This is a genomic window from Isoptericola sp. NPDC060257 (assembly GCF_042726645.1).
Taxonomy (GTDB): domain Bacteria; phylum Actinomycetota; class Actinomycetes; order Actinomycetales; family Cellulomonadaceae; genus Isoptericola; species Isoptericola nanjingensis.
In genome coordinates this window covers 1-21483 of sequence record NZ_JBHXAW010000017.1, presented here as the reverse complement: position 1 = coordinate 21483, position 21483 = coordinate 1, and the positions used below count along the sequence as shown (strand labels likewise).

Below are 21483 nucleotides of genomic sequence, written 5' to 3'. Positions count from 1 at the left end.
CTAGCCGGTCCGGCCCGGGGGCGCCGTCGAACCGCGCACGACGAGGGTGGTGGCGAGCTCCTCGCGAGGCGCCTCCGCGCCGGGCTCGGCGCGCGGCCCCGGGCCGGCGTCGTCGCCGAGGCGCAGCAGCATCCGCAGCGCGGCGGCGCCCATCTGGGCGATGGGCTGGCGCACGGTCGTCAGGCCGGGGTGGACCCACTCCCCCTCGGGCAGGTCGTCGAAGCCGACGACGGCGAGGTCGTCCGGCACCCGGAGCCCGGCAGCGGCCGCGGCGTCGTACACCCCGAGCGCCATCGTGTCCGAGCAGGCGAAGACGGCGCTCGGCCGGTCCGGGCCGGCGAGCAGCCGGGCGGCGAGCGCGGCGCCTCCGGCCCGCGTCCAGTCGCCGTGCGCGACGCGGTCGTCGGGCAGGTCGGCTCCCGCCTCCGCGGCCGCGGAGCGGAAGCCGTCCACGCGGGCCTGGCTGTACAGGTGCCGGCGCCGGCCCGCCAGGACCGCGAGCCGGCGGTGGCCGAGGCCCAGCAGGTGCTCGGCGGCCGTCCGGCCCCCGGCCCAGTTGGTGGCGCCGACGCTCGCGACGGTCCGCGGCGGCTGGGTCACCGGGTCGAGCAGGACGACGGGGACGCGTGCCGCGGTGAGCGTGGCCAGCTGCTCGCGCGTGGTGTCGACGAGCGCGACGACCGCCCCGCGCGAGTGCCGCGCGAGCAGGCGCGTGAGCCACGCGTCGTCGGGCTGCCGGGCCACCGTGACGACGATGTCGAGGCCGGCCGCGGTGGCCGCCTGCTCCACGCCGCTGAGGGCGCGGTTGGCCCACGTGCCGTCGACGCCGCTGAGCACGAGGTCCACCAGCGGCGGCCGCTCCCCCCGCGGGGCGACGCCGCGGCCCGCCCGGCCCCGGTAGCCGAGGTCGTCGACCGCGGCCATCACGCGGGCGCGCGTCGCGGCGGAGACGTCGGAGCGGCCGCGCAGCACCTTGGAGACCGTGGGGACGGTGGTCCCGGCGGCGGCGGCGACGTCGGCGAGCGTGGTGGGACGGTCGGCGGGCACATCCGGACCCTAGCGACGCGCCTCAAAGTTGCGCAACTATTTGGCGGCCACGGATCACTCCTCGGCCCTTGAATGCCGAAGTTGGCCCATGGAAGACTTGTCGGGCACATCCGAGATCCACCAGGCAGTTGCGCAACAATGGGAGTTGCAGATGACAGACCGCAGACAGCGACGGGCGCTGGTCGTGAGGGGCGGGTGGGACGGGCACCAGCCGGTGGAGACCACCGACTCGTTCGTCCCGTTCCTCACCGAGCACGGCTTCGAGGTGCACGTCGAGGACGAGACCACCGTGTACGCCGACGCCGACTACATGGCCGGCGTGGACGTCGTCGTGCAGACCGTCACGATGAGCACCATCGCCGACGACGAGCTGCGCGGCCTCACCGCCGCCGTCCGGGCGGGCACCGGCCTCGCGGGCTGGCACGGCGGGATCGCCGACTCGTACCGCAACAGCTCGGACTACCTGCACCTCGTCGGCGGGCAGTTCGCCACCCACCCGGCCAAGGCGCCGCGCGAGGAGCTGCCGGGCGACGGCACCGACTGCTTCGTGCGCTACACGGTGGACATCGTGCCCGAGAAGGCCGACCACCCGATCGTCGCGGGGATCTCCGACTTCGAGCTCACCACCGAGCAGTACTGGGTGCTCACCGACGAGTACAACGACGTCCTGGCGACCACCACGATCGCCGCGCCCGACTACCACCCGTGGCACCGGCCCGTGACCTGCCCGGCCGTGTGGACCCGGCAGTGGGGCGACGGCCGCGTCTTCGTCTCGACGCCCGGGCACAACCTGGACGTCGTGAACGACCCGAACGTCCGCACCATCATCGAGAGGGGCATCCTGTGGGCCAGCCGCTGAGGATCGGCATCGTCGGCGTCGGGGCGATCTCCGGCCAGTACCTGAGCGCGTTCGAGCGGCTCGAGGCGGTGCGGCTCGTCGCCGTCGCGGACCTCGACGCCGAGCGCGCGGCCGCCGTCGCCGCCGAGCAGGGCGTCCGCGCCCTCACGGTCGACGAGCTCGTCACCGACCCCGAGGTCGACGCCGTGCTCAACCTGACGATCCCCGCCGCGCACGCCGACGTCGCCCTCAAGGCGATCGCGGCGGGCAAGGACGTGTACGGCGAGAAGCCGCTCGCCGCCACGACCGACGACGCGCGCGCCATCGTCGAGGCCGGCCGCGCCGCGGGCGTGCGCGTCGGCTGCGCTCCGGACACCGTGCTGGGCACGGGGGTCCAGACGGCGCGGAAGGCGGTCGACGACGGCCTGGTCGGCACGCCCGTCGCCGCGACGGCGACGATGGTGACCCCCGGCCACGAGCGCTGGCACCCGAACCCGGACTTCTACTACCAGCCCGGCGGCGGACCGCTGCTGGACATGGGCCCGTACTACGTGACCGCGCTGGTCACGCTGCTCGGCCCGGTGGAGTCCGTGGTCGGCAGCGCCAGCCGCGCGCGCGCCACCCGCACCATCGGCTCCGGGCCCCGCGCGGGCGAGCAGGTGCCGGTCGACGTCGACACCCACGTCACGGGCGTGCTGCGGCACGAGTCGGGCGCCCTGTCGACGCTCGTCATGAGCTTCGACGCCGTCGCGACGCACGCGTCGTGCATCGAGGTGCACGGGGACCAGGGCTCGCTCGTCGTGCCGGACCCCAACGGCTTCGACGGCACCGTCGAGCTGCACCGGCTCGGCGGCGGGTGGGAGGAGCTCCCTGTGAGCGCCGGGTACCGCGACGCCGGCCGCGGCTACGGGCTCGCCGACCTGGCCGCCACCCCGCCCGGCGCCACCGCCCGGGCGAACGGCGACCTCGCGTACCACGTGCTCGACGTCATGACGTCGCTGCTCACCGCCGCCGAGAAGGGGACGTCCGTCTCCGTCGCCAGCACCTGCGAGCGACCCGCGGCCGTGCCGCTGTCAGACGCCCCGCGCGTCTGACCGTCGCCCCACCAGCACGGACGCCGCCGGGGACCGGGTCTCAGGACCTTGCCCGGTGGCGTCCGGGGCACCGTGGGAGTCAGAGCGTCGTCGTGAGCACTCCACCGTCGGCACGCAGGGCGGCGCCGTTGGTGGCCGAGGAGACGGAGCCGGCCAGGTAGGCGACGAGGTGCGCGATCTCGGCCGGCTCGATGAACCGCTGCAGGAGCGACGTCTGGTTCGCCGCCTCGATCGCGCTCCTCACCTGGTCCGCGGGGACGCCCTGGGCCCGAGACAGGTCCTCGACGGCCCGGGCGACGCCGTCGGAGTACGTCGGACCGCCGAGGACCGTGTTGACCGTGACGCCAGTCCCTCGGGTGAGCTTGGCCAGGCCGTTGGCCAGGGCCAGCATCCCGGCCTTCGTCGTCCCGTAGTGGGTCATGTCGGCGGGCACGTCCACGCCGGACTCGCTGCTCACGAAGACGACGCGGCCCCAGCCACGGTCCAGCATGCCGGGCAGCGCGTGCCGGGACACGCGGACGCCGCTCATGACGTTGATGTCGAAGTACCGCTGCCACACGTCGTCGGGGACCTCCTCGAACGCCTGGACGCCGAAGACGCCCACGTTGTTCACCAGGACGTCCACCTCGCCCAGCGTGTCGATCAGCCGCCGGACCTGGTCGGGCTCCGCGAAGTCCGCCGCGATCCCGGACACCGCGGCGCCGGGCACCGTCTCCTCCAGCCGTCGCACCGCCGCCGCGACGCCGCCCTCGGTCCGCCCGTTGACGACCACCGACGCCCCTTCGGTGAGCAGCGCCTCGGCCACGGCGAAGCCGATGCCCTGCGTCGACCCGCTCACGAATGCTCTCTTGCCCGTCAGCCCCAGGTCCATCTCTGCCTTCCCCTCGTCGTCCGCCTGATCCACTTGCTCAGGCAAGCGAAGACTAGGCAGGGATGACTTTCCTGAGCAAGTCATCGACTGGCCGGCCCGGCACCCGTACGCTGGCGGTCATGCAGGACCCTGAGACGCGCGGCGCACCCGAGGAGCTGACGGGCGAGGAGCTCGAGACCTGGGCCGCCCTGGCGACCGTGCTGGAGTGGCTGCCGCCCGCGCTGGACGCCCAGCTCCAGCGCGAGTCACAGCTGTCCCACTTCGAGTACGGGGTGCTGTACGCCCTGGCCCAGGCGCCCGACGGCAGCCTCCGGATGAGCGTCCTGGCCGGCTACGCGAACAGCACGCTCTCCCGCCTGTCGCGGGCGGCCGTGCGGTTGGAGAGGCAGGGCTGGATGCGGCGCACGCCCGATCCCTCGGACGGGCGTTACACCCTGGCCGAGCTCACCGAGCCCGGCCGGGCGAAGGTCCGGGACGCGACCCCCGGCCACGTGCGTCTCGTCCACCAGCTCGTGCTGGACCGACTGACGACGCCGCAGACCCGGCAGCTGCGGGAGATCAGCCGACGGATCGCGAGCGCCGTCCGCGAGGACGGCGCCTGGCAGCCGCGCTGACGCACCCCCGCTCCGGTTCAGCGCGCCGGCGACACGCTCACCCGAGCAGATGACGCAGGTAGCGGTCCGGTGCGTCGAGGAACGCGCGCCAGTGCTGCACCAGCTCGAGGTCGTCCCACGTCGTCGGGCGCAGGCCCCACGGCCCGACCTCCAGGATCGTCGCGCCGGGCAGCGCCGCCAGCACGGGCGAGTGCGTGGCGCAGAGGATCTGTCCGCCGCGTCCCGCAAGGTCCTCGAGCACGCTCATGAGGCTGAGCGTGGAGGAGAAGCTCAGCGCCGCCTCCGGCTCGTCGAGGCAGTACAGGCCCGGCCCGTCGAAGCGGGACTCGAGGACCGCGAGGAACGACTCGCCGTGGCTCATCTCGTGGAACACGGGGTCCCTCGGCCCCGGGTGCTCCTCGAGGAACGTGTACCAGCCGTGCATCGTCTCCGCGCGCAGGAAGAAGCCCCACCGCCCCGACCCGATGCCCCGCTGCAGCCGGACGGCGCGGTGCAACGGCGACTCGGTCTCGCGGGTCGAGTGCCGCCCGTGCGCCGTCCCGCCCTCGGGAGACAACCCGTAGGCCACCGCCACCGCCTCCACGAGCGTGGACTTGCCGCTGCCGTTCTCCCCCACCAGGAACGTCACTCCCGGCGCGAGCTCCAGCCCGTCGCGCAGCAGCTGCTCGACGGCGGGGACGGTGCGCGGCCACACGCCCGAGGGCAACGGGTGCTCGCCGTCCGGCACGACCCGGACCACCGGCGGCTGCGAGAATTCCACGGCGCCATCATCGCGCGCGCAGCACCGCTCCGCGGGGACCGAGTCCGTCGACGGAGGGCACCTCGGCCTGCGCCGTGCAGAGGGCGCAGTACAGGACCGACGTGGCCGCCTTGCCCTTCCTGAACTTCTGCCCCAGCTCCACGGTCGGGTCGTCGGCGTCGCACACCGGGCACGACCACGGGCCGCCGTCACCGTCGTGCACCGACAGGAAGATCCCGCTCCACCGGTCGTCGCTCATGACGAGCGAATATATCGAGCCGAGCCCCGTGGGGTGCAGCAGGTCGCTCCACCTGGTGCGAGGCCGCGGCGGGGGATCGTCAGGTCAGGACTGCATGTCGACGAACCGCGAGTAGTGGCCCTGGAACGCGACGGTGATGGTGTCGGTCGGGCCGTTACGGTGCTTGGCGACGATCAGGTCGGCCTCGCCAGCACGGGGTGATTCCTTCTCGTACGCGTCCTCGCGGTGCAGCAGGATCACCATGTCGGCGTCCTGCTCGATGCTGTTGTGGACGGCGATGCCGTTGGCGATGAAGTTGTGGGTGTCGAGCACTGTCGCGTCGAACACCTGCTTCTCGCCCATCGGCTCGACGGCGACGACCTCGTCCCAGAGCAGGTCGTTGACCGCCATGATCTCGAGCTCTTCGCTGTCGAGGACCTGGGCGATCTTGCCGAGCCGCTGCCGCGACGGGCTGTGCTTCCACAAGGTGCTGCCGCAGAACTGCGTGCCGATCGCCTCCGCGAACTGCCGGTGGGTCATGCCACGCTCGACGAGGAGGTCGCGGACGTCGTCCCACACCTGACGGGGGACGGTGTCGACGTTCGTGTTGGCCTGCGTGTCACGGATGATCTGCAGCAACCGTTCGGCGTTCTCGCCACGGTCGCCGTGCACGCCGATCTCCTGCAGGAAACGACGCTGGTCGTCGACCCCGGACACGTCGAGGGTGTACCCGGGACGGTAGGCACCCTTGGGCGTCGTCCGGCGCACCCGGGTCGAGATGCCGAACCGGAGCAGCAGGCGGGACAACCCGTCCACCAGCGGTCGCGAGGTCGACGCGTAGTAGACCCGGCCGCTGCGCCCGTTCTTGTTCACGGTCACCGAGCCGTCGGTCGCCCAGATGTGCTTGATGAACAGGGCGATCTGACGCTTCGGCAGGTGGAACACACTCGTCGGGACGAACTTCTCGTGGCTGCGGGCGCCGAAGAGCCCCATGTCGTCGAGCCACTCCGCGATCGGGTTCCGCTTGCCATGCGTCAGCCGGTAGGGCGCGGGAAGGCGCAACGTCGTGACACGCGCCGCCGCGTAGTCGTCGCGAACCGGCGTGATGCCGAAGGCTCCTGCCGCCTCGGACACGGCCGTCAGGTTCCGCTCGTCAATAGATGCATAGCGAATCGGCTGGCGCTTGACGAAGGAGCCGTCCCCGAGTAGGTGCGCCAGCATGACGACCTTCCGGTCGTCCCACTCGGCGTTGCGTTCCGGACCCGGCACGTGGCGGGGCACGCCGAGCCTCGACCCCACCTCGAGCTCGCCGAGCGGCGTCCATCCCTCGTACGTGAGGAACGGGTGGTTGGCCGTCGCCTCGATCTCCTTGCCGGAGGCCAGACGCAGCCGATACACCGGCTTCACGCCGGTGGGGAACACGTGGGTCAGGTGGCGACGCACGTACTGAAGACGCTCGTTCAGCGCCCACACGGGGACGTCCTTGGCGTTGAGCGCGAACAGCTCGCCCATCGTGGTCTCGGCGCCGGTGTCGGCGCGCAAGATGCGGGTGTCCTCGGTGAGGCAGCCCGACTCACGAAGGTCCGACATCGCCGGCTTCTTGTCCTGCCGCTGCTCGGGACCACGGTTCAGCTGCGACAGTGCGATGACGGGAACGCCGATCTCCTTGGCCAGGAGCTTGAGCGCACGGGAGAACTCGGAGACCTCCTGCTGTCGCGACTCGACCTTCTTGCCAGAGGTCATGAGCTGCAGGTAGTCGATGACGACGAGCTTGAGGTCGTGCTTCTGCTTGAGCCGTCGGCACTTGGCGCGGATCTCGGTGAGCGACATGTTCGGCGAGTCGTCGATGAACATCGGCGCCTCGGAGACCCGGCCCATCACCTTGGCGACCTTCTGCCAGTCGTCCTCGCCCATGGAGCCGTTGCGCAGCTTCTGCAGGTGGACGCGCGCCTCCGCGGACAGCAGACGCATCGTGATCTCGTTCCGGCTCATCTCCAGCGAGAACACGACGGACGACTGACCGTGCTTGATCGACGCCGCCCGAGCGATGTCGATGGCCAGGGTCGAGTTGTGCGTCGGGATCATCGACCGGCTCGCGAGGTACAGGTGCGAGGAGTGCTCGATCTCCACGCAGCGCACAGGCACCGAGTCGATACGCCGCACCTCGACGACGAACCGCGACGTGAGCTTTGCCGTCGAAGGCCGACGGCGCTCCTTGTGCACGAGGCGCTTGCGCTCGAGTCCGAAGACCTCGTCGTCGGTGGTGAAGGTGATCGTGTAGGCGACCGACGATCCGGCACTCCTGCCGCGAACCGCCCTCTCCCACCAGCCGGTGCGGTAGCCCAGGCTGTGGACCAGCTCGCGGAACCCTTCGGCGAGCCTCCGGCTGGTCACGGTGAACTGCGGGCTTCCGGTTCGGTTCACGGTGCCGTCGGTGTCCAGCAGTCCTGCCAGCAGCTCGCGCCGCTGAGACTCGCTGGCACGGAGGTACTCGTCAGGGATGTGCTTGTCGCCCAGCACCCCGAGGGTCCGCAGGATCGCTGGAACGCTGCCGTGATGCTCGTAGCACTCCATGCACCGGCGATGACCCGAGCTCGGCCCACCACAGTCCGAGCAGGTCGGCGCAGCAGATCGCGGCGACACTGCAGACGACTTGCCTCCGCAGGAACGTCCGCACGTCTTGACGTGAGCGAGCTTGGGGACGAACTCGGTGCCGCAGACGACGCAGCGTCGTGTGGAGACCGGGCCGTCACCGGGCAGCTGCAGCTGCAGCTGGTACAGCTTGGCCGCACCCGGAACCGACGTCCGCTCGCCGACGACGTAGCCGAGTCCTTCGATCCGCATCGGGATCTCGGGGTCCGCCGACGTGAATCGTGCGGACGACGAGTGTCCGTCACCGAGCCACACCCCGAGCACGTACGGGTGGAGCGGAAGGTCTGCGTCGGGAAGATCGAGAGCCTTTGCCGTCGCGATCGAGTGGTTCGCCCGACGATCCGCCGTCGCGCAGAGCAACGATCCGGCGATCTCCTCCGTCGTCCGGATCTCGGACTCAGGCGCCTGCCCATGATGCACCTTCCGCCGCTGGGCGCGTGTGCTCGTCGACCACTCGTGCTGGGCGTCGGCGACGATGGTGGTGCCGTCGTCGAAGACGACCTCATAGCAGGGCCGGCCGGTCATGACCTCGGTCGCACGGACGACGCGCGTGGGTGTCCCGTCCGCCGCGATGAGCTCGTCGCCCACGGCAACGTCGCCCATGGTCGTCCAGCCGTGGGGCGTGGGCAGCGGGGTGTCGAGCGCCAGGGCCTTGCCCATGGCCGGTCGCGCGGCGATGACGATCATCTGGCCGGGGTGCAGGCCGTTGGTCAGCCGGTCGAGGTCGGCGAAGCCGGTGGGGACGCCGACCATGCCCTCGCCGCGGTTGCCGGCGGCCTCGATCTCGTCCATCGTTCCGCCGATGATCTCGGCGAGCGGCAGGTAGTCCTCGGAGGTCTTGCGCTCGGTGACGGCGTAGATCTCGGCCTGCGCGGTGTTGACGATGCCCTCGACGTCGCCGCCGTCGGTGGCGTAGCCGAGCTGCACGATCTTGGTGCCGGCCTCGACGAGGCGGCGCAGCACGGCCCGCTCCTGCACGATGCGGGCGTAGTAGCCGGCGTTGGCGGCGGTGGGGACGCCGGCCATGAGGTCGTGGATGTACGGGGCGCCGCCGACGCGGGCGAGCTCGCCCCGCTTGGTGAGCTCGGCGACGACGGTGATGGCGTCAGCCGGCTCGCCGCGGCCGTACAGGTCGATGATGGCGTCGTAGACCGCCTCGTGCGCGGGGCGGTAGAAGTCGTTGCCGCGGATCTGCTCGACGACGTCGGCGATGGCGTCCTTGGAGAGCAGCATGCCGCCGAGCACGCTCATCTCGGCGGCGACGTCCTGAGGAGGTGTGCGGTCGAAGGTGGCGCCGGACGCCCCCTGATAGCCCGCCTCGAGCTCCTCGATCGACATGCTCACCCCGCTCCCCCGCCGTCGCCGGCGTCCGGTCCGTCACCGGACATCGACTCCCGCTGTCAGGTCCACGTTCTACCGTGGCCCACTGACACCGCGGACGACGCTAGGCGCGCCCGCGACCGTGCGCAATCGACGGTGTGGACACAGGTGTGGACGGGCCTGTGGATATGCGCCTCAGGCTGTGCACGGGCGGTGGACAGGCATGTGCACAACTGGGGATATCGGCTGTGTACAACTTTCGGCAGGTCCCTGACCTGCGACGACGTTACCCTCAGGCTGTGGAGGAGAAGAAAGTTGGGTGAGGTGCACCGCACCCCGGATCCAGACGCCGGACACCCCGGCGCCACCCCTCCTTCACCGACGCCGCCGGAGGGTCACCCGCCCGCCGACCCCGCCCACAAGGTTGTCCACAGGGGCGACCACAGGGGCGACCACAGGGGTGACCGACGCCGCATCGACCGCGACATCCTCGCCCTCGCGCTGCCCGCGCTGGGCGCCCTCGTCGCCGAGCCGCTGTTCGTCCTCGTCGACAGCGCCGTCGTCGGCCACCTCGGCACCGCGCAGCTCGCCGGCCTGTCCGTCGCGTCCACGCTGCTCGTCACGCTCGTCGGGCTGTGCGTGTTCCTCGCCTACGCCACCACGGCCGCCGTCGCCCGCCTCGTCGGCGCAGGCCGCACCCGCGACGCGCTGCAGTCCGGCATCGACGGCATGTGGCTCGCCCTCGGCCTGGGCGTCGTGCTGGCGGCGGTGCTCGCCGTCGGGGCACACTGGGCGGTCGGGGCGATGGGCGCCGGCGCGGACGTCGCGGGGTACGCCGCCACCTACCTGCGCTGGTCGGTGATCGGGCTGCCGGGGATGCTCGTCGTCCTGGCCTCCACGGGCGTGCTGCGCGGCCTGCAGGACACGCGCACGCCCCTGTGGGTGGCGTCGACCGGCGCCGTGGTCAACGCGATCCTGTCCGTCGTCCTGGTGTACGGCGCGGGCCTGGGGATCGCGGGCTCCGCCATCGGGACCGCGGCCACCCAGCTCGGCATGGGTGCGGTCCTCACCGTCGTCGTGGTGCGCGGCGCCCGCCGCCACCACGCGTCGCTGCGGCCGCACCACGCGGGCATCTGGGCCAACGCCCGGGCGGGCGCGCCGCTGTTCGTCCGGACGGCGTCGCTGCGCCTCGCCATCCTGCTCACCGTCGCGGTCGCGACCAGCCTGGGCGCGACGGCGCTGGCCGGCTACCAGGTCGTCAACAGCCTGTGGGGACTCGCCGCGTTCGCCCTCGACGCGCTCGCCATCGCCGGCCAGGCGCTGGTGGGCCACGGCCTCGGGGCCGGCGACGTGGGGCGGGTGCGCGCCGTCCTGCGCCGCTCGCTGCAGTGGGGCGTCGGCGCCGGCGTCGTCATCGGCGTCGTGTTCGCCGTCTCCGGCTGGTGGATCGCCCCGCTGTTCACGTCCGACCCCGACGTGCGCGTCGCGATCACCGCCGGTCTCGTCGTCACGGGCGTGCTCATGCCGATGGCGGGCTGGGTGTTCGTGCTCGACGGCGTCCTCATCGGCGCCGGCGACGGCCGCTTCCTCGCCTGGGCCGGGATGCTGACCCTCGTGGTCTACGTCCCGTTCGCCCTCGCGGTGCGCGCCTGGGCGCCCGACGGCGCGATCGGGCTGGCGTGGCTGTGGGGCGCGTTCGCGGGCGTGTTCATGCTCGCCCGCGCCCTCACGACCGGCCTGCGCGCCCGCGGCGACCGCTGGATGGTCACGGGCGCGTGACGCCGTCGGTCCGTCCGGTGAACGCCGTGTGACACACCGCCGTCACGAGGGCACCAGGAGCCGGTAGCCGATGCCGCGCACGGACGAGACGCGCAGCTCGGGCAGCACGCGCAGCCGCTTGCGCAGCCGCTTCACGGCGGACACCACCGGGTCCGGGTCACCCAGGTAGCCGGTCCGCCACACGGTGCTGGTGAGCTCCGCGAACGACCACACGCGGTCCGGCGCCGACGCGAGCACGACCAGCAGGTCGAACTCCCGGATCGACAGGTGCACGGGCACACCCCCCGCGGTGACCTCGCGCGCCGCGAGGTCGACCTCGAGCGCGCCGAGCACGATCCGCCGCGCCCGGTCGTGGTCCGGCGCGACGGCGACGACCGGGACCTCGCCGGACGGCGGGGCGGGGGCGCGGGCGTGCACCTCGAGCGTGTGCGGCGCCTCGTCGTCGGGCAGCACCGCGGGCGGGGGCGGGCCGAGGAGCGTCCGCGCGCCGTCGGTGTCGGCGGTCGCGATCACGGCCGCCCGTCCGCGCAGCAGGCGGGCCACCTCGCCCACCCGTTGCAGCGGCAGCCCGATGCAGAGCACGTAACCGCCGACCGGCTCGACCACGTTCTTGGGGGGCATAGCCGTCCTCCGTCCGACGCGCTCCGGGCAGGTTCGCGGACATCGTTGAGCGGACATCGTTTACCCAGGTGCCTATCAGAGTTCAGAGAGAACCGCCCGCCGACGACGCCCCGGAACCGACCCGGACCTGCCCCCGGGTTGACCGGAAACTGGCCGCCGACCGTCCTTGTCCGCCGGAGGAACGCCGGATGGGCTGGAGGGTGGGCCCCGACCGGGCGCCCGTCACGACGCCCCCGGACCCGGGGGCTCCCTCACCTGGAGGAAGCGTGCACTCACCGATCCGCACGAGATCGATGCGAACGAGATCGACCGGTACCAGGAGGGGGTGGGTCGCGACGAGCGCGGCCGTCGCCCTCCTCGCCACGTCCGCGGTCGGGGTCGCGCCGGCGTTCGCCGACGACGGCCCGCCGCTCGCCCCGTCCGCCGACGTCCCCGACCCCGCGGACAAGATCGGGGCCGCCGTCGAGAAGGACCTCGACGCCGGCCCCGCCGACTTCTGGCTCGACCTCGCCGACACGGCCGACCTGCGCGCGGCGAAGGACATCGCCGACTGGGACGACCGCGGGCGGTACGTCTACGACACCCTCACCGCCGTCGCCGACGACGCGCAGGCCGGCCTCCTGAAGGAGCTCGACGCCGCCGGCGTCGCCCACGAGTCCTTCTGGATCACCAACCGCATCCTGGTGCGCGACGGCGACGCCGCCCTCGCGACCTCGCTCGCGGCGTCCCCCGAGGTCGAGGCGATCTCCGCACCGCAGACGTTCGACCTGGTCGAGCCGGTCGAGCGCACCAAGTCCCCCGTCCGCGGCACGCAGTCCGCCGAGTGGGGGCTCCGGGCCATCAACGCCGACGACGCGTGGGCCCTCGGGTACACGGGCGAGGGCGTGACCGTCGCCAACATCGACTCGGGCGTGCAGGGCGACCACCCCGCGCTCGCGCCGCACTACCGCGGCCTGCAGGCCGACGGCAGCGTGGTGGACGACTACAACTGGTTCGACTCGTCGAACGCCTGCGCCGGTGGCTCCCCCTGCGACACCGACGGCCACGGCAGCCACACGATGGGCACCATGGTGGGCGACGACGGCGCCGGCAACCAGATCGGCGTCGCGCCGGGCGCGGACTGGATCGCGGCCAACGGCTGCTCCACCTGCTCCGACGCGGACCTGCTCGAGTCCGGGCAGTGGGTGCTCGCGCCCACCAGGACCGACGGCAGCGACCCCGACCCGAGCAAGCGTCCCCAGGTGGTGAACAACTCCTGGGGACTGGACGCGTCGGGCGCCATCGACGACTTCATGGCCGAGGAGATCGCCGCGTGGGAGGCCGCCGGCATCTTCGGCACCTGGTCGGCGGGCAACGAAGGGCCGGGCTGCCGGTCCACGTCGTCGCCCGGCGCGAACGAGGCCACCTACGCCGTCGGCGCGTTCGACTCCTCCGGTGCGATCGCGTCGTTCTCGTCGCGCGGCACCGGGGAGAACGGCGGGACAAAGCCGAACATCTCCGCCCCCGGCGTCAACGTGCGCTCGTCCGTCCCGGGCGACGGCTACGCGGCCTACAACGGCACGTCGATGGCCGCCCCGCACCTCGCGGGCGCGATCGCGCTGCTGTGGAGCGCGGCTCCGAGCCTCGTCGGCCAGATCGAGGAGACGCAGGCGCTGCTCGACGGCGCGGCGGTCGACGTCGACGACACGACGTGCGGCGGCACCGCGGACGACAACAACGTGTGGGGCGAGGGCAAGCTCGACGTCATGGCCCTGCTCGACGCCGCACCCGTGGGCGACACCGGGATCGTCACCGGCACCGTGACCGCCGCCGACGGCACCCCCGTCGCCGGCGCCCAGGTGACGTTCGACGGCGACCGCGACCGCACCGTCACCGCGGGCGACGACGGTGCCTTCACCGCCGAGCTCGCCGTCGGCGACTACGCGGTGAGCGCCCAGGCCTTCGGCTTCCTCGCCTCCTCGCCGGCCGACGTCGCCGTCGTCGTGGACGAGACCCTCACCCTGCCGATCACGCTGGAGCGGGCGCCCACGCGCACCGTCTCCGGCACGGTCTCGGAGAAGGACGGGTCGCCCACCCCGGGCGCCGTCGTCGCCCTCTCCGGCCCGCTGGACCCGGTCACGACCGGCGCGGACGGCACCTACGCCATCTCCGGCGTGCCCGACGGCACGTACACCCTGACCGTCTCGGCGGGCACGTGCGCGGAGCCGTTCAGCAAGGAGGTCGTGGTGGACGGCGACGAGTCCGTCGACGCCGCCCTGAAGCGGCTGATCGACGCCTACGGGTACTACTGCTCCACCGGGACCGCCGGCGTCGCGACCGGCGACACGCTGCTGGCCCTTACCGGCGACGACAAGGCGGCGTCGGTCGACCTGCCGTTCGGCTTCCCGTTCTACGGCGAGACGTACGACACCGCGTACGTGTCGACCAACGGGTTCCTGAACTTCCTCGCCTCGTCGACGAGCCTGACGAACGGCGCGCTCCCGAGCGCGGCCGCACCCAACGCCGCGGTCTACCCCTTCTGGGACGACCTCAACGTCGACGCGGAGTCGGCCGTCTACACCGGCACGACGACGGTCGACGGCGTCGACGCCTTCGTCGTCGAGTGGCGCAACGTGCGCAAGTACCGGCCCGAGACCGACCGGGTCAACTTCTCCGCCACCCTCTTCGCCGACGGCCGGGTCACCCTCGGCTACGGCCCCGTCACCGACACCGCCACGGCGCGCGGCGACTCCGCCACGATCGGCATCGAGGACGCGGCGGGCGCGGTCGCGTCGCAGTTCTCGTACAACACCCCGGCCGTGGCCGAGGGCCTGTCCGTCACCTACGACGTGGCCGGCATGGGGTCCGTGGCCGGCACGGTGCGCGACGGCAACACGAACGAGCCGCTGGAGGGCGCCACCGTCACCATCACGTCGAAGGACGACGGCGACGAGGCGGTCGTGACCACCGGCGCGGACGGCACCTACGCCGCCCGGCTCCCGCTGGAGCGGTACGGCCTCACCTACGCGAAGGACGCGTACGCGAGCGCCACCCGCAGCGCGGCGCTCACGGAGGACGGCCAGGTCGTGACACGGAACGTCGCGCTCGGCGCCGGCCGGCTCGAGGTCAACAAGGAGAGCGTCTCCGCCTCGATCGGGATGGGCGCCACCGCCAGCCGCGCGTTCCGGGTGACCAACACCGGCACCGAGCCCGTGGACGTCTCCCTCGGCGCCGGACAGGGCGGCTTCGAGCTGCTCGGCGCGAAGGGCGGCGACGGCTCGGTGATCAGCCACGTCGTCGGTGACGCCACCGTACCGAGGTCGACGACACCCGCCGGTCCCGGGCTGGGCACGTCGGACGGGAAGCAGGGCGGTCTGGCGACGTCCGGGGCGAAGGCGGGCACCGTCTCCCCCGACCTGTCGGCCGTCCCCCTCGACGAGACGACCTTGACCCACTCGGCGTCCCAGGACGTCGTGGCCAACAACTCGGTGGCGTGCACCAACCAGGTGACCACCCAGGACAACGCCTACCTGCGCACGTTCACGCTGAGCGACTTCGGCATCGACGGCACGTTCGACGTGAAGAACGTCTCGTTCGCCGTCGAGGCCGCCCGGGTCGCCCAGCCGCTGACCGTGAACCTGTACACGCTGGACGGGTCGCTGACCTACGCCAACATGACGAAGATCGGCAGCGCGGAGGCGACGGTCGGCACCAGCGCCGGCGGCACGGTCGTCTCGGTGCCGGTCGAGGGCGAGGTGCCGAAGGACGGCACGCTGGTCGTCGAGATCGACGTGCCGGCCGGCGGCTGGTTCTTCATCGGGTCCAACGACGCCGGCCAGACGGCGCCGTCGTACCTGCGGTCGGAGGCCTGCGACCTCCCGGAGCCCACCGACACGGCGGACATCGGGTACGCCGGGATGCACATCGTCATGAACGTGTCGGGCGAGGCGGCAGGCGGGGGTGGCCTGGAGTGGCTGGACGTCCAGCCGCCGGAGGTCACCCTCGCGCCGGGGGCGTCCGTGCAGGCCGCGGTGACCCTCACCGCCGCGGTCGAGCAGCCCGGGGCGTACTCGGCCACGATCACCGCGGCCGGGGACACCCCGTACGAGGCACCCACCGTCGCAGCGCTGATGACGGTGAAGGCACCGACCGGGTGGGGCAAGGTCACCGGCACGGTGACCGGGGACGGCGGGCCGCTCGACGGCGCCGTCGTGCACCTGGACGGCAAGGCCTACGACAAGACCCTCGTCACGGGGGCCGACGGCACGTACGGGTACTGGATGCCCAGGGCCAACGGGCCGCTCCAGCTGGTCGTCGCGGCGAACGGGTTCGTCCCGACCGTCCGCACCGCCCAGATCGTCGCCGGGCAGACCACGGTCTACGACGTCGACCTGAAGCCGCTGCCCTGACCGTCTGACGGGAGGTACGACGAAGGCCCCGACCCCCTCGCGGGGGCCGGGGCCTTCGACCGTCAGGCGTCAGGCGTTCAGCCGGCGACGACCTTGACGGCGATCTTCGCGGAGACCTCGGGGTGCAGGCGCACCGACACGGTGTACTCACCGGTCGTCTTGATCGGCTGGCCGATCTCGATCTTGCGCTTGTCGACCTGCGGGCCCTCGGCGGCCACGACCGCGTCGGCGATGTCACCGGTGGTGACGGCACCGAACAGGCGGCCGGACTCGCCGGCGTTCGCCGTGACGACGACCGTCTTGGCGGCGAGCGAGTCGGCCACCGCCTTGGCCTCGTCCAGCGTGGCGATCTCGCGGGCCTTGCGGGCCTTGCGGATCGCGGAGACCTGGGACTCGGCGCCCTTGGTCCAGGGGGTGGCCAGACGGCGCGGGATGAGGAAGTTCCGGGCGTACCCGTCCTTCACCTCGACGACGTCGCCAGGCTCACCGAGACCGGTGACCTCGTGGGTCAGGATCAGCTTCGACATGATTCAGTGATCCTTCCGGTCAGCGGGCCGAGGACGAGTACGGCAGCAGCGCCATCTCACGGGCGTTCTTCACCGCACGGGCGATCTGGCGCTGCTCCTGGACGGAGACGCCGGTCACGCGACGCGCGCGGATCTTGCCGCGGTCGGAGATGAACTTGCGCAGCAGCGCGGTGTCCTTGTAGTCGACGGACTCGATCTTGGCCGTCTTGAGCGGGTTGGCCTTCTTCTTGGGCTTGCGCACCACAGGCTTCGCCATGGTGTTGCTCCTTCACAGGTGCTGTCCTCACGAGGCGCCGGCCGGGGCCGACGTCGGAGGACGGGTGATCTGGGGACTGGCGCCGATCAGAACGGGGGCTCGTCCGAGAACCCGCCACCGGAGGAGGCGGGACCGGCCGTGGCCCACGGGTCGTTGCTCTGACCGCCGCCGGAAGAACCGAAGCCTCCGCCGGGCTGGCCGCCGCCACCCTGGGGGCCGCCGTAGCCGCCCCCCTGGTTGCCGCCGCCGCCGCCGAAGCCGCCGCCGCCCGAGCGCTGGGCGCGGGTGACCTTCGCCGAGGCGTACCTCAGCGACGGGCCGACCTCGTCGACCTGCAGCTCCACGACGGTGCGCTTCTCCCCCTCGCGGGTCTCGTACGAGCGCTGAGTCAGACGGCCCTGCACGATGACGCGCATGCCCTTCGTCAGCGACTCCGCCACGTTCTCCGCGGCCTCGCGCCAGACCGAGCAGGCGAGGAACAGCGCCTCGCCGTCCTTCCACTCGTTGGTCTGGCGGTCGAACGTGCGCGGCGTGGACGCGATGCGGAAGTTGGCGACGGCAGCCCCTGACGGGGTGAAGCGCAGCTCCGGGTCCGCGACCAGGTTTCCGACGACCGTGATGACGGTCTCACCAGCCATGCCATGCTCCTTCGTTCGTCCGAGAGTCGTGAGGGGATCCCATCACGGGGCTGTGACATCCACGCCTTCGACGTGGCCGCCGCCCGCGACGGGAGCAGAGTTTCGGTTCAGGTCTCAGCGGGCGTCGGTGCGCAGGATCTTGGTGCGCAGCACGGCCTCGTTCAGGCCGAGCTGGCGGTCCAGCTCCTTCGCGGTGGCCGGCGTCGAGGTGAAGTCGACGACGGCGTAGATGCCCTCGGAACGCTTGTTGATGTCGTACGCCATGCGGCGACGACCCCAGATGTCGACCTTGTCGACGGACCCACCCTCGGTCGAGATGACCGTCAGGTACTTGTCCAGCGACGGGGCCACGGTGCGCTCCTCGACCTCCGGGTCCAGGATCACCATCAGCTCGTACTGACGCATGTGTTCAACCCACCTCCTCTGGTCTCAGCGGTCACGGTCGTTCCGTGACAGGAGGGTTCTTGCGTGCGTCGGCCGCGCACCACCCCGGAACGGTCCGGGGTGGTGGGCACAGCCAGTCGACCAGGATACCCGCCGGTGCGGGCGTCCCGGAAATCGGTCAGTCGTCGGTGCCCATGATGCCGAGCGGGTCGCCGTCGTTACCGTTGCCGTTCCCGTTGCCGCCCCCGCCGTCATCGGTCGGGGAGTCGGTCGGGTCCGGATCCTGGTTCTTGGGGCCCTTGGACACGATGATCGTCACGTTCGACCCGGGGTCGACCGGCTGGCCGGCGCCGGGGTCGGTCCCGATGACCGTGCCCTCCGGGACCGAGTCGCTGAACTCCTCCTTCGCCTGGGGCGACGGGTTCAGCGTGTCGCCGTAGAGCTGGTTCCGGGCTTCCTCGAGGCTCAACCCGGCGACGTTCGGCACGGCCACCTGCTCGGGCTTGTCCGGCTGCCCGGTCGAGACCACGAGGGTCACGGTGGTGCCCACGGGCACCTCCTGGCCCACGCCCGACATCTCCAGCACCTGGCCCTTGCGCTCGTCGCTGTCCCGCGCCTGCGTCCGCACCACGAGCCCCAGCCCCTGCAGCTCCTGGGTCGCCTTCGCCACGTCCTGACCGACGAGGTCCGGCACGGTGACCTTCTCCTCCTCGGTCTCGCTCGGCGTCGGCGACGGGGTGAAGGTCGGCTGGGCCGGCACGTACTCCGGGAACTCCTCGACGTCCATGCCCTCGGTCGCGACCTGCATGAAGTCGGTCCACGCGCGGGCGGGCCAGGTGCTACCGGTGATCTCCTGCCACTCGCCGAAGCCGTCGATCTCGGCCTGGCCGGAGATCTTGCCCGCCTCGAGGTCGAGCGTCTCGTACTGGCGCAGGCCGACGACGGTCGTGAGCTGCGGCACGAAGCCGGCGAACCACGCCGAACGGTTGTTCTGCGACGTACCGGTCTTGCCCGCCACGGGGCGACCGAGCTCCTGCGCCGTGCTGCCCGAGCCCTCCTCGACGACCTTGGTCATCGCGTAGGTGGCCGCCGTCGTGACGTCCGCGTCGAACTCCTTCTCCTGCTCCTGCGGCCCCTCGTAGAGGACGGTGCCGTCGAGCGTCTCGACCTTGGCCACGATGTGCGGCGTCGTGCGGAAGCCGCCCGCGGCGATCGTGGAGTACGCGCGGGCGAGGTCGATCGGGTAGACGGACGCGGTGCCCAGCACGTTGGAGGGCACGGCCTCGATCGGGTAGCTCTCGGAGTCGCGCATGCCGGCCCGGTGCGCGACGTCCACGGTCTTCTCGGGCCCGTTCTCGACGTTGAGCTCCGCGTACGCCGTGTTCACGGAGTGCGCCGTCGCGTCGGCCAGGCTGACCCGGCCGTAGTCCTGCAGCCCGAAGTTCGCCGGCGACCACGGCTTGCCGTCGTCGCCCTTGATGTCCGGGAAGACGTGGGGCGAGTTGCCGTCGAACGTGTCCTCGAGCGTGTAGTCGTTCTCGAGCGCCGCCATGAGCGTGAAGGGCTTGAACGTCGAGCCTGCCTGCACGACGTCCTGCGTCGCCGTGTTGAGCGACTGCTTCACGTAGTCCGGGCCGCCGTACAGCGCCTTCACGGCGCCGGTCTGCGGGTCCATCGACACCAGCGACATGCGGACGTTCTTGTTCGCCTTGCCGTAGGTGCCGTCCTCGTGCAGCGTCTTCTCGACGGCGACGGCCGTCTTCTGCAGCTTCTGGTCGATCGTCGTGGTGATCTTGAGCCCGCGGGTCTCCAGCTCCTGCTCGGACTCGAGCGGGCCGTCAGGGTTGCTGTCCGACCTGACGAGCTCCTTGCGCACCTGCGCCAGGAGGTAGCCCTTCTGGCCGCCCCAGGTGTTGGTGGCTTCCTTCTTCTTCTTGAACTTCGGGAACTCCGCCTTCGCCCGCTCGTCCTTGGTGATGTACCCCTGCTCGTACATCCGGTTGATGCTGCGCTCCCAGCGCTCCTTGGCCCGGTCCGGGTCGACCGACGGGTCCCAGTTGTTGGGCGACGGGATGATGCCCGAGAGCATCGCGGCCTCGGACGGCGTGAGGTCCTTGGCGTCCTTGCCGAAGAACTCCTGCGACGCGGCCTGGATGCCGTAGGTGTTGCGGCCCCAGTAGATGGTGTTGAGGTAGCTCTCGAGCACCTGCTCCTTGGGCTGGGTCTGGGCCACCTTGAGCGCGATGATCGCCTCGCGGGCCTTGCCCGCGTACGAGTCCTCGGTGTTGAGGTAGTACCGCTCGACGTACTGCTGCGTCAGCGTGGACGCGCCCTGGCGCCCGCCGCCCGTGACGTTGTTGTACGCGGCGCGCGCGATGCCCTTGACGTCGATGCCGTTGTTGGTCCAGAACGTCTCGTCCTCGGAGGCGACGACCGCGTTCCCGACGTAGGCCGGCAGGTCGCCGAGCTCGACGAGCTCGCGCTTCTGCTCGGCGAACTGCCCGATCGGCTTGCCGTTCGCCCAGTAGACGGTCGTGGCCTGGTTGTTCACCTCGTCGAGGTTCTTCGGGATCGTCGTCGTGCTCCACGCGGCCACGAACAGACCGGCGCCCAGCGCCGTCCCGGTGAGCAGGGTGCCGACGACGACGCGCCAGGACGGCAGCCAGCGCTGCACCGGGCCCTTGCGCGGGCGCGGGTAGTTCCAGAAGCGACGTCTCCTCGCCACGTCAAGCCTTTCGTCGTGCGGGACCGGCGTCGTGCTCGTACGGCGCGCCGGCCTGCGGACCACAGGGAACACTAGGCGATGCCGTAGGGCCGACGGGAGCCTCGAGCGCCCGGGGCGACGGTTCGGCCCCAGCCGTCCCCAGCCCTCTGGCCTGCGCTCCGCGGAACCTTCACAACTGCGCGGACCTGACGCCCGCCGCTTCCCGTTGCACGACCATGTCGACGAGTCCTATTCTCGCGATGTATCGACTCGATACGTCGTGACGACGGGTCGGCAGCAGCATCGGGACAGACGGGAAGGGGAACGCTCGTGCGCAGCAGGTCTGTGGTGCTCGAGACGGCCATCCTCGGCCTGCTCAACTCCGCCCCGTTGCACGGGTACGAGCTGCGCAAGCGGCTCAACCTGCTGCTCGGCTCGTTCCGCGCGTTCTCCTACGGCACCCTCTACCCGGCACTCAAGTCCCTCGTGGCGCGCGGTCTCATCGAGACCACGGAGCGCGAGGCCCCGGCCCCCGCGGCGCGGGCGTCGGGATCCCGGCAGGCCGGCGCCAGGTCCTCGGGCAAGGCACCGCTGTCGGGCCGGCGCGGGCGGATCGTGTACCGGCTGACCGCGGACGGCAAGGAGCACCTCCTGTCTCTTATACACATCTTCGCCGTGTCGACCTTCACCTCGCCGAGGGCGGCGGAGAAGTACACGTCGCGGTAGTCGTACGCGGTGCTCCCGGAGGGGACCGAGTAGGCGTAGACCTCGAC

16 protein-coding genes and 1 pseudogene are annotated in these 21483 nt (G+C 71.7%); 6 read left to right on the top strand and 11 right to left on the bottom strand.

Annotation, left to right across the window (positions count from 1 at the left end):
- Positions 1-1047, bottom strand: coding sequence for a LacI family DNA-binding transcriptional regulator (locus ACFWEK_RS02890; protein WP_430553023.1), 1047 nt, complete (start codon positions 1045-1047; stop codon positions 1-3).
- Positions 1048-1198: 151 nt separating this feature from the next.
- On the opposite strand from ACFWEK_RS02890, the gene ACFWEK_RS02885 reads away from it, so the two are divergent.
- Both ACFWEK_RS02885 and ACFWEK_RS02880 read left to right on the top strand, forming a co-directional pair.
- Positions 1199-1906, top strand: a complete 708-nt coding sequence (locus tag ACFWEK_RS02885; protein WP_430553022.1) for a ThuA domain-containing protein — start codon at positions 1199-1201, stop codon at positions 1904-1906.
- The gene (locus tag ACFWEK_RS02880; RefSeq protein ID WP_430553021.1) at positions 1891-2979 is read left to right on the top strand and encodes a Gfo/Idh/MocA family protein; all 1089 of its coding nucleotides are present in this window, start codon (positions 1891-1893) and stop codon (positions 2977-2979) included. Before ACFWEK_RS02885 ends, ACFWEK_RS02880 begins: the two co-directional genes overlap by 16 nt.
- A gap of 79 nt (positions 2980-3058) precedes the next feature.
- On the opposite strand, the gene ACFWEK_RS02875 is transcribed toward ACFWEK_RS02880, so the two are convergent.
- Positions 3059-3883 carry an SDR family NAD(P)-dependent oxidoreductase gene (locus tag ACFWEK_RS02875; RefSeq protein WP_430553020.1) on the bottom strand — a complete coding sequence of 275 codons (825 nt, stop codon included), beginning with the start codon at positions 3881-3883 and terminating at the stop codon, positions 3059-3061.
- 86 nt (positions 3884-3969) lie between these two features.
- Between ACFWEK_RS02875 and ACFWEK_RS02870 the strand changes: the two genes are divergently transcribed.
- Positions 3970-4464 carry a MarR family winged helix-turn-helix transcriptional regulator gene (locus tag ACFWEK_RS02870; protein ID WP_430544810.1) on the top strand — a complete coding sequence of 165 codons (495 nt, stop codon included), beginning with the start codon at positions 3970-3972 and terminating at the stop codon, positions 4462-4464.
- 37 nt (positions 4465-4501) lie between these two features.
- Here the strand turns inward: ACFWEK_RS02870 and ACFWEK_RS02865 are convergent, their stop codons facing one another.
- The 3 genes from ACFWEK_RS02865 to ACFWEK_RS02855 all read right to left on the bottom strand — a co-directional run bounded on the left by ACFWEK_RS02865 (position 4502) and on the right by ACFWEK_RS02855 (position 9326).
- Complete coding sequence (locus ACFWEK_RS02865) at positions 4502-5224, bottom strand: AAA family ATPase (protein ID WP_430553019.1); 723 nt, start codon at positions 5222-5224, stop codon at positions 4502-4504.
- A gap of 7 nt (positions 5225-5231) precedes the next feature.
- Entirely contained in the window at positions 5232-5462 is a 231-nt protein-coding gene (locus tag ACFWEK_RS02860; protein WP_430553018.1) for a hypothetical protein, read from the bottom strand.
- An 84-nt stretch (positions 5463-5546) separates the two neighbouring features.
- The gene (locus ACFWEK_RS02855) at positions 5547-9326 is read right to left on the bottom strand and encodes a replicative DNA helicase (protein ID WP_430553028.1); all 3780 of its coding nucleotides are present in this window, start codon (positions 9324-9326) and stop codon (positions 5547-5549) included.
- 561 nt (positions 9327-9887) lie between these two features.
- Between ACFWEK_RS02855 and ACFWEK_RS02850 the strand changes: the two genes are divergently transcribed.
- A complete protein-coding gene (locus ACFWEK_RS02850; RefSeq protein WP_430553027.1) occupies positions 9888-11192 on the top strand; it encodes an MATE family efflux transporter in 1305 nt (434 codons plus the stop codon).
- 42 nt (positions 11193-11234) lie between these two features.
- Here ACFWEK_RS02850 and ACFWEK_RS02845 read toward each other — a convergent pair whose 3' ends face one another.
- Positions 11235-11813 carry a winged helix-turn-helix domain-containing protein gene (locus ACFWEK_RS02845; protein ID WP_430544818.1) on the bottom strand — a complete coding sequence of 193 codons (579 nt, stop codon included), beginning with the start codon at positions 11811-11813 and terminating at the stop codon, positions 11235-11237.
- 293 nt (positions 11814-12106) lie between these two features.
- Here ACFWEK_RS02845 and ACFWEK_RS02840 point away from each other — a divergent pair, with 293 nt between their 5' ends.
- A complete protein-coding gene (locus ACFWEK_RS02840; RefSeq protein WP_430553017.1) occupies positions 12107-16201 on the top strand; it encodes a carboxypeptidase regulatory-like domain-containing protein in 4095 nt (1364 codons plus the stop codon).
- A gap of 77 nt (positions 16202-16278) precedes the next feature.
- On the opposite strand, the gene rplI is transcribed toward ACFWEK_RS02840, so the two are convergent.
- From rplI to ACFWEK_RS02815, 5 genes are all read right to left on the bottom strand, one after another.
- Entirely contained in the window at positions 16279-16728 is a 450-nt protein-coding gene (gene rplI / locus ACFWEK_RS02835; RefSeq protein ID WP_429762831.1) for a 50S ribosomal protein L9, read from the bottom strand.
- 19 nt (positions 16729-16747) lie between these two features.
- Entirely contained in the window at positions 16748-16984 is a 237-nt protein-coding gene (gene rpsR / locus ACFWEK_RS02830; protein WP_100422261.1) for a 30S ribosomal protein S18, read from the bottom strand.
- A gap of 86 nt (positions 16985-17070) precedes the next feature.
- Entirely contained in the window at positions 17071-17622 is a 552-nt protein-coding gene (locus ACFWEK_RS02825) for a single-stranded DNA-binding protein (RefSeq protein WP_430544820.1), read from the bottom strand.
- Positions 17623-17736: 114 nt separating this feature from the next.
- The gene (rpsF, locus tag ACFWEK_RS02820) at positions 17737-18027 is read right to left on the bottom strand and encodes a 30S ribosomal protein S6 (protein ID WP_429762829.1); all 291 of its coding nucleotides are present in this window, start codon (positions 18025-18027) and stop codon (positions 17737-17739) included.
- 157 nt (positions 18028-18184) lie between these two features.
- Positions 18185-20731: a transglycosylase domain-containing protein gene (locus ACFWEK_RS02815; protein WP_430553016.1), complete on the bottom strand. Its 2547-nt coding sequence runs from the start codon at positions 20729-20731 to the stop codon at positions 18185-18187.
- Positions 20732-21040: 309 nt separating this feature from the next.
- Between ACFWEK_RS02815 and ACFWEK_RS02810 the strand changes: the two are divergent.
- Positions 21041-21218 (top strand): annotated as a pseudogene (locus ACFWEK_RS02810) (PadR family transcriptional regulator); the annotation flags it as partial.
- Positions 21219-21483 lie beyond the last annotated feature (265 nt).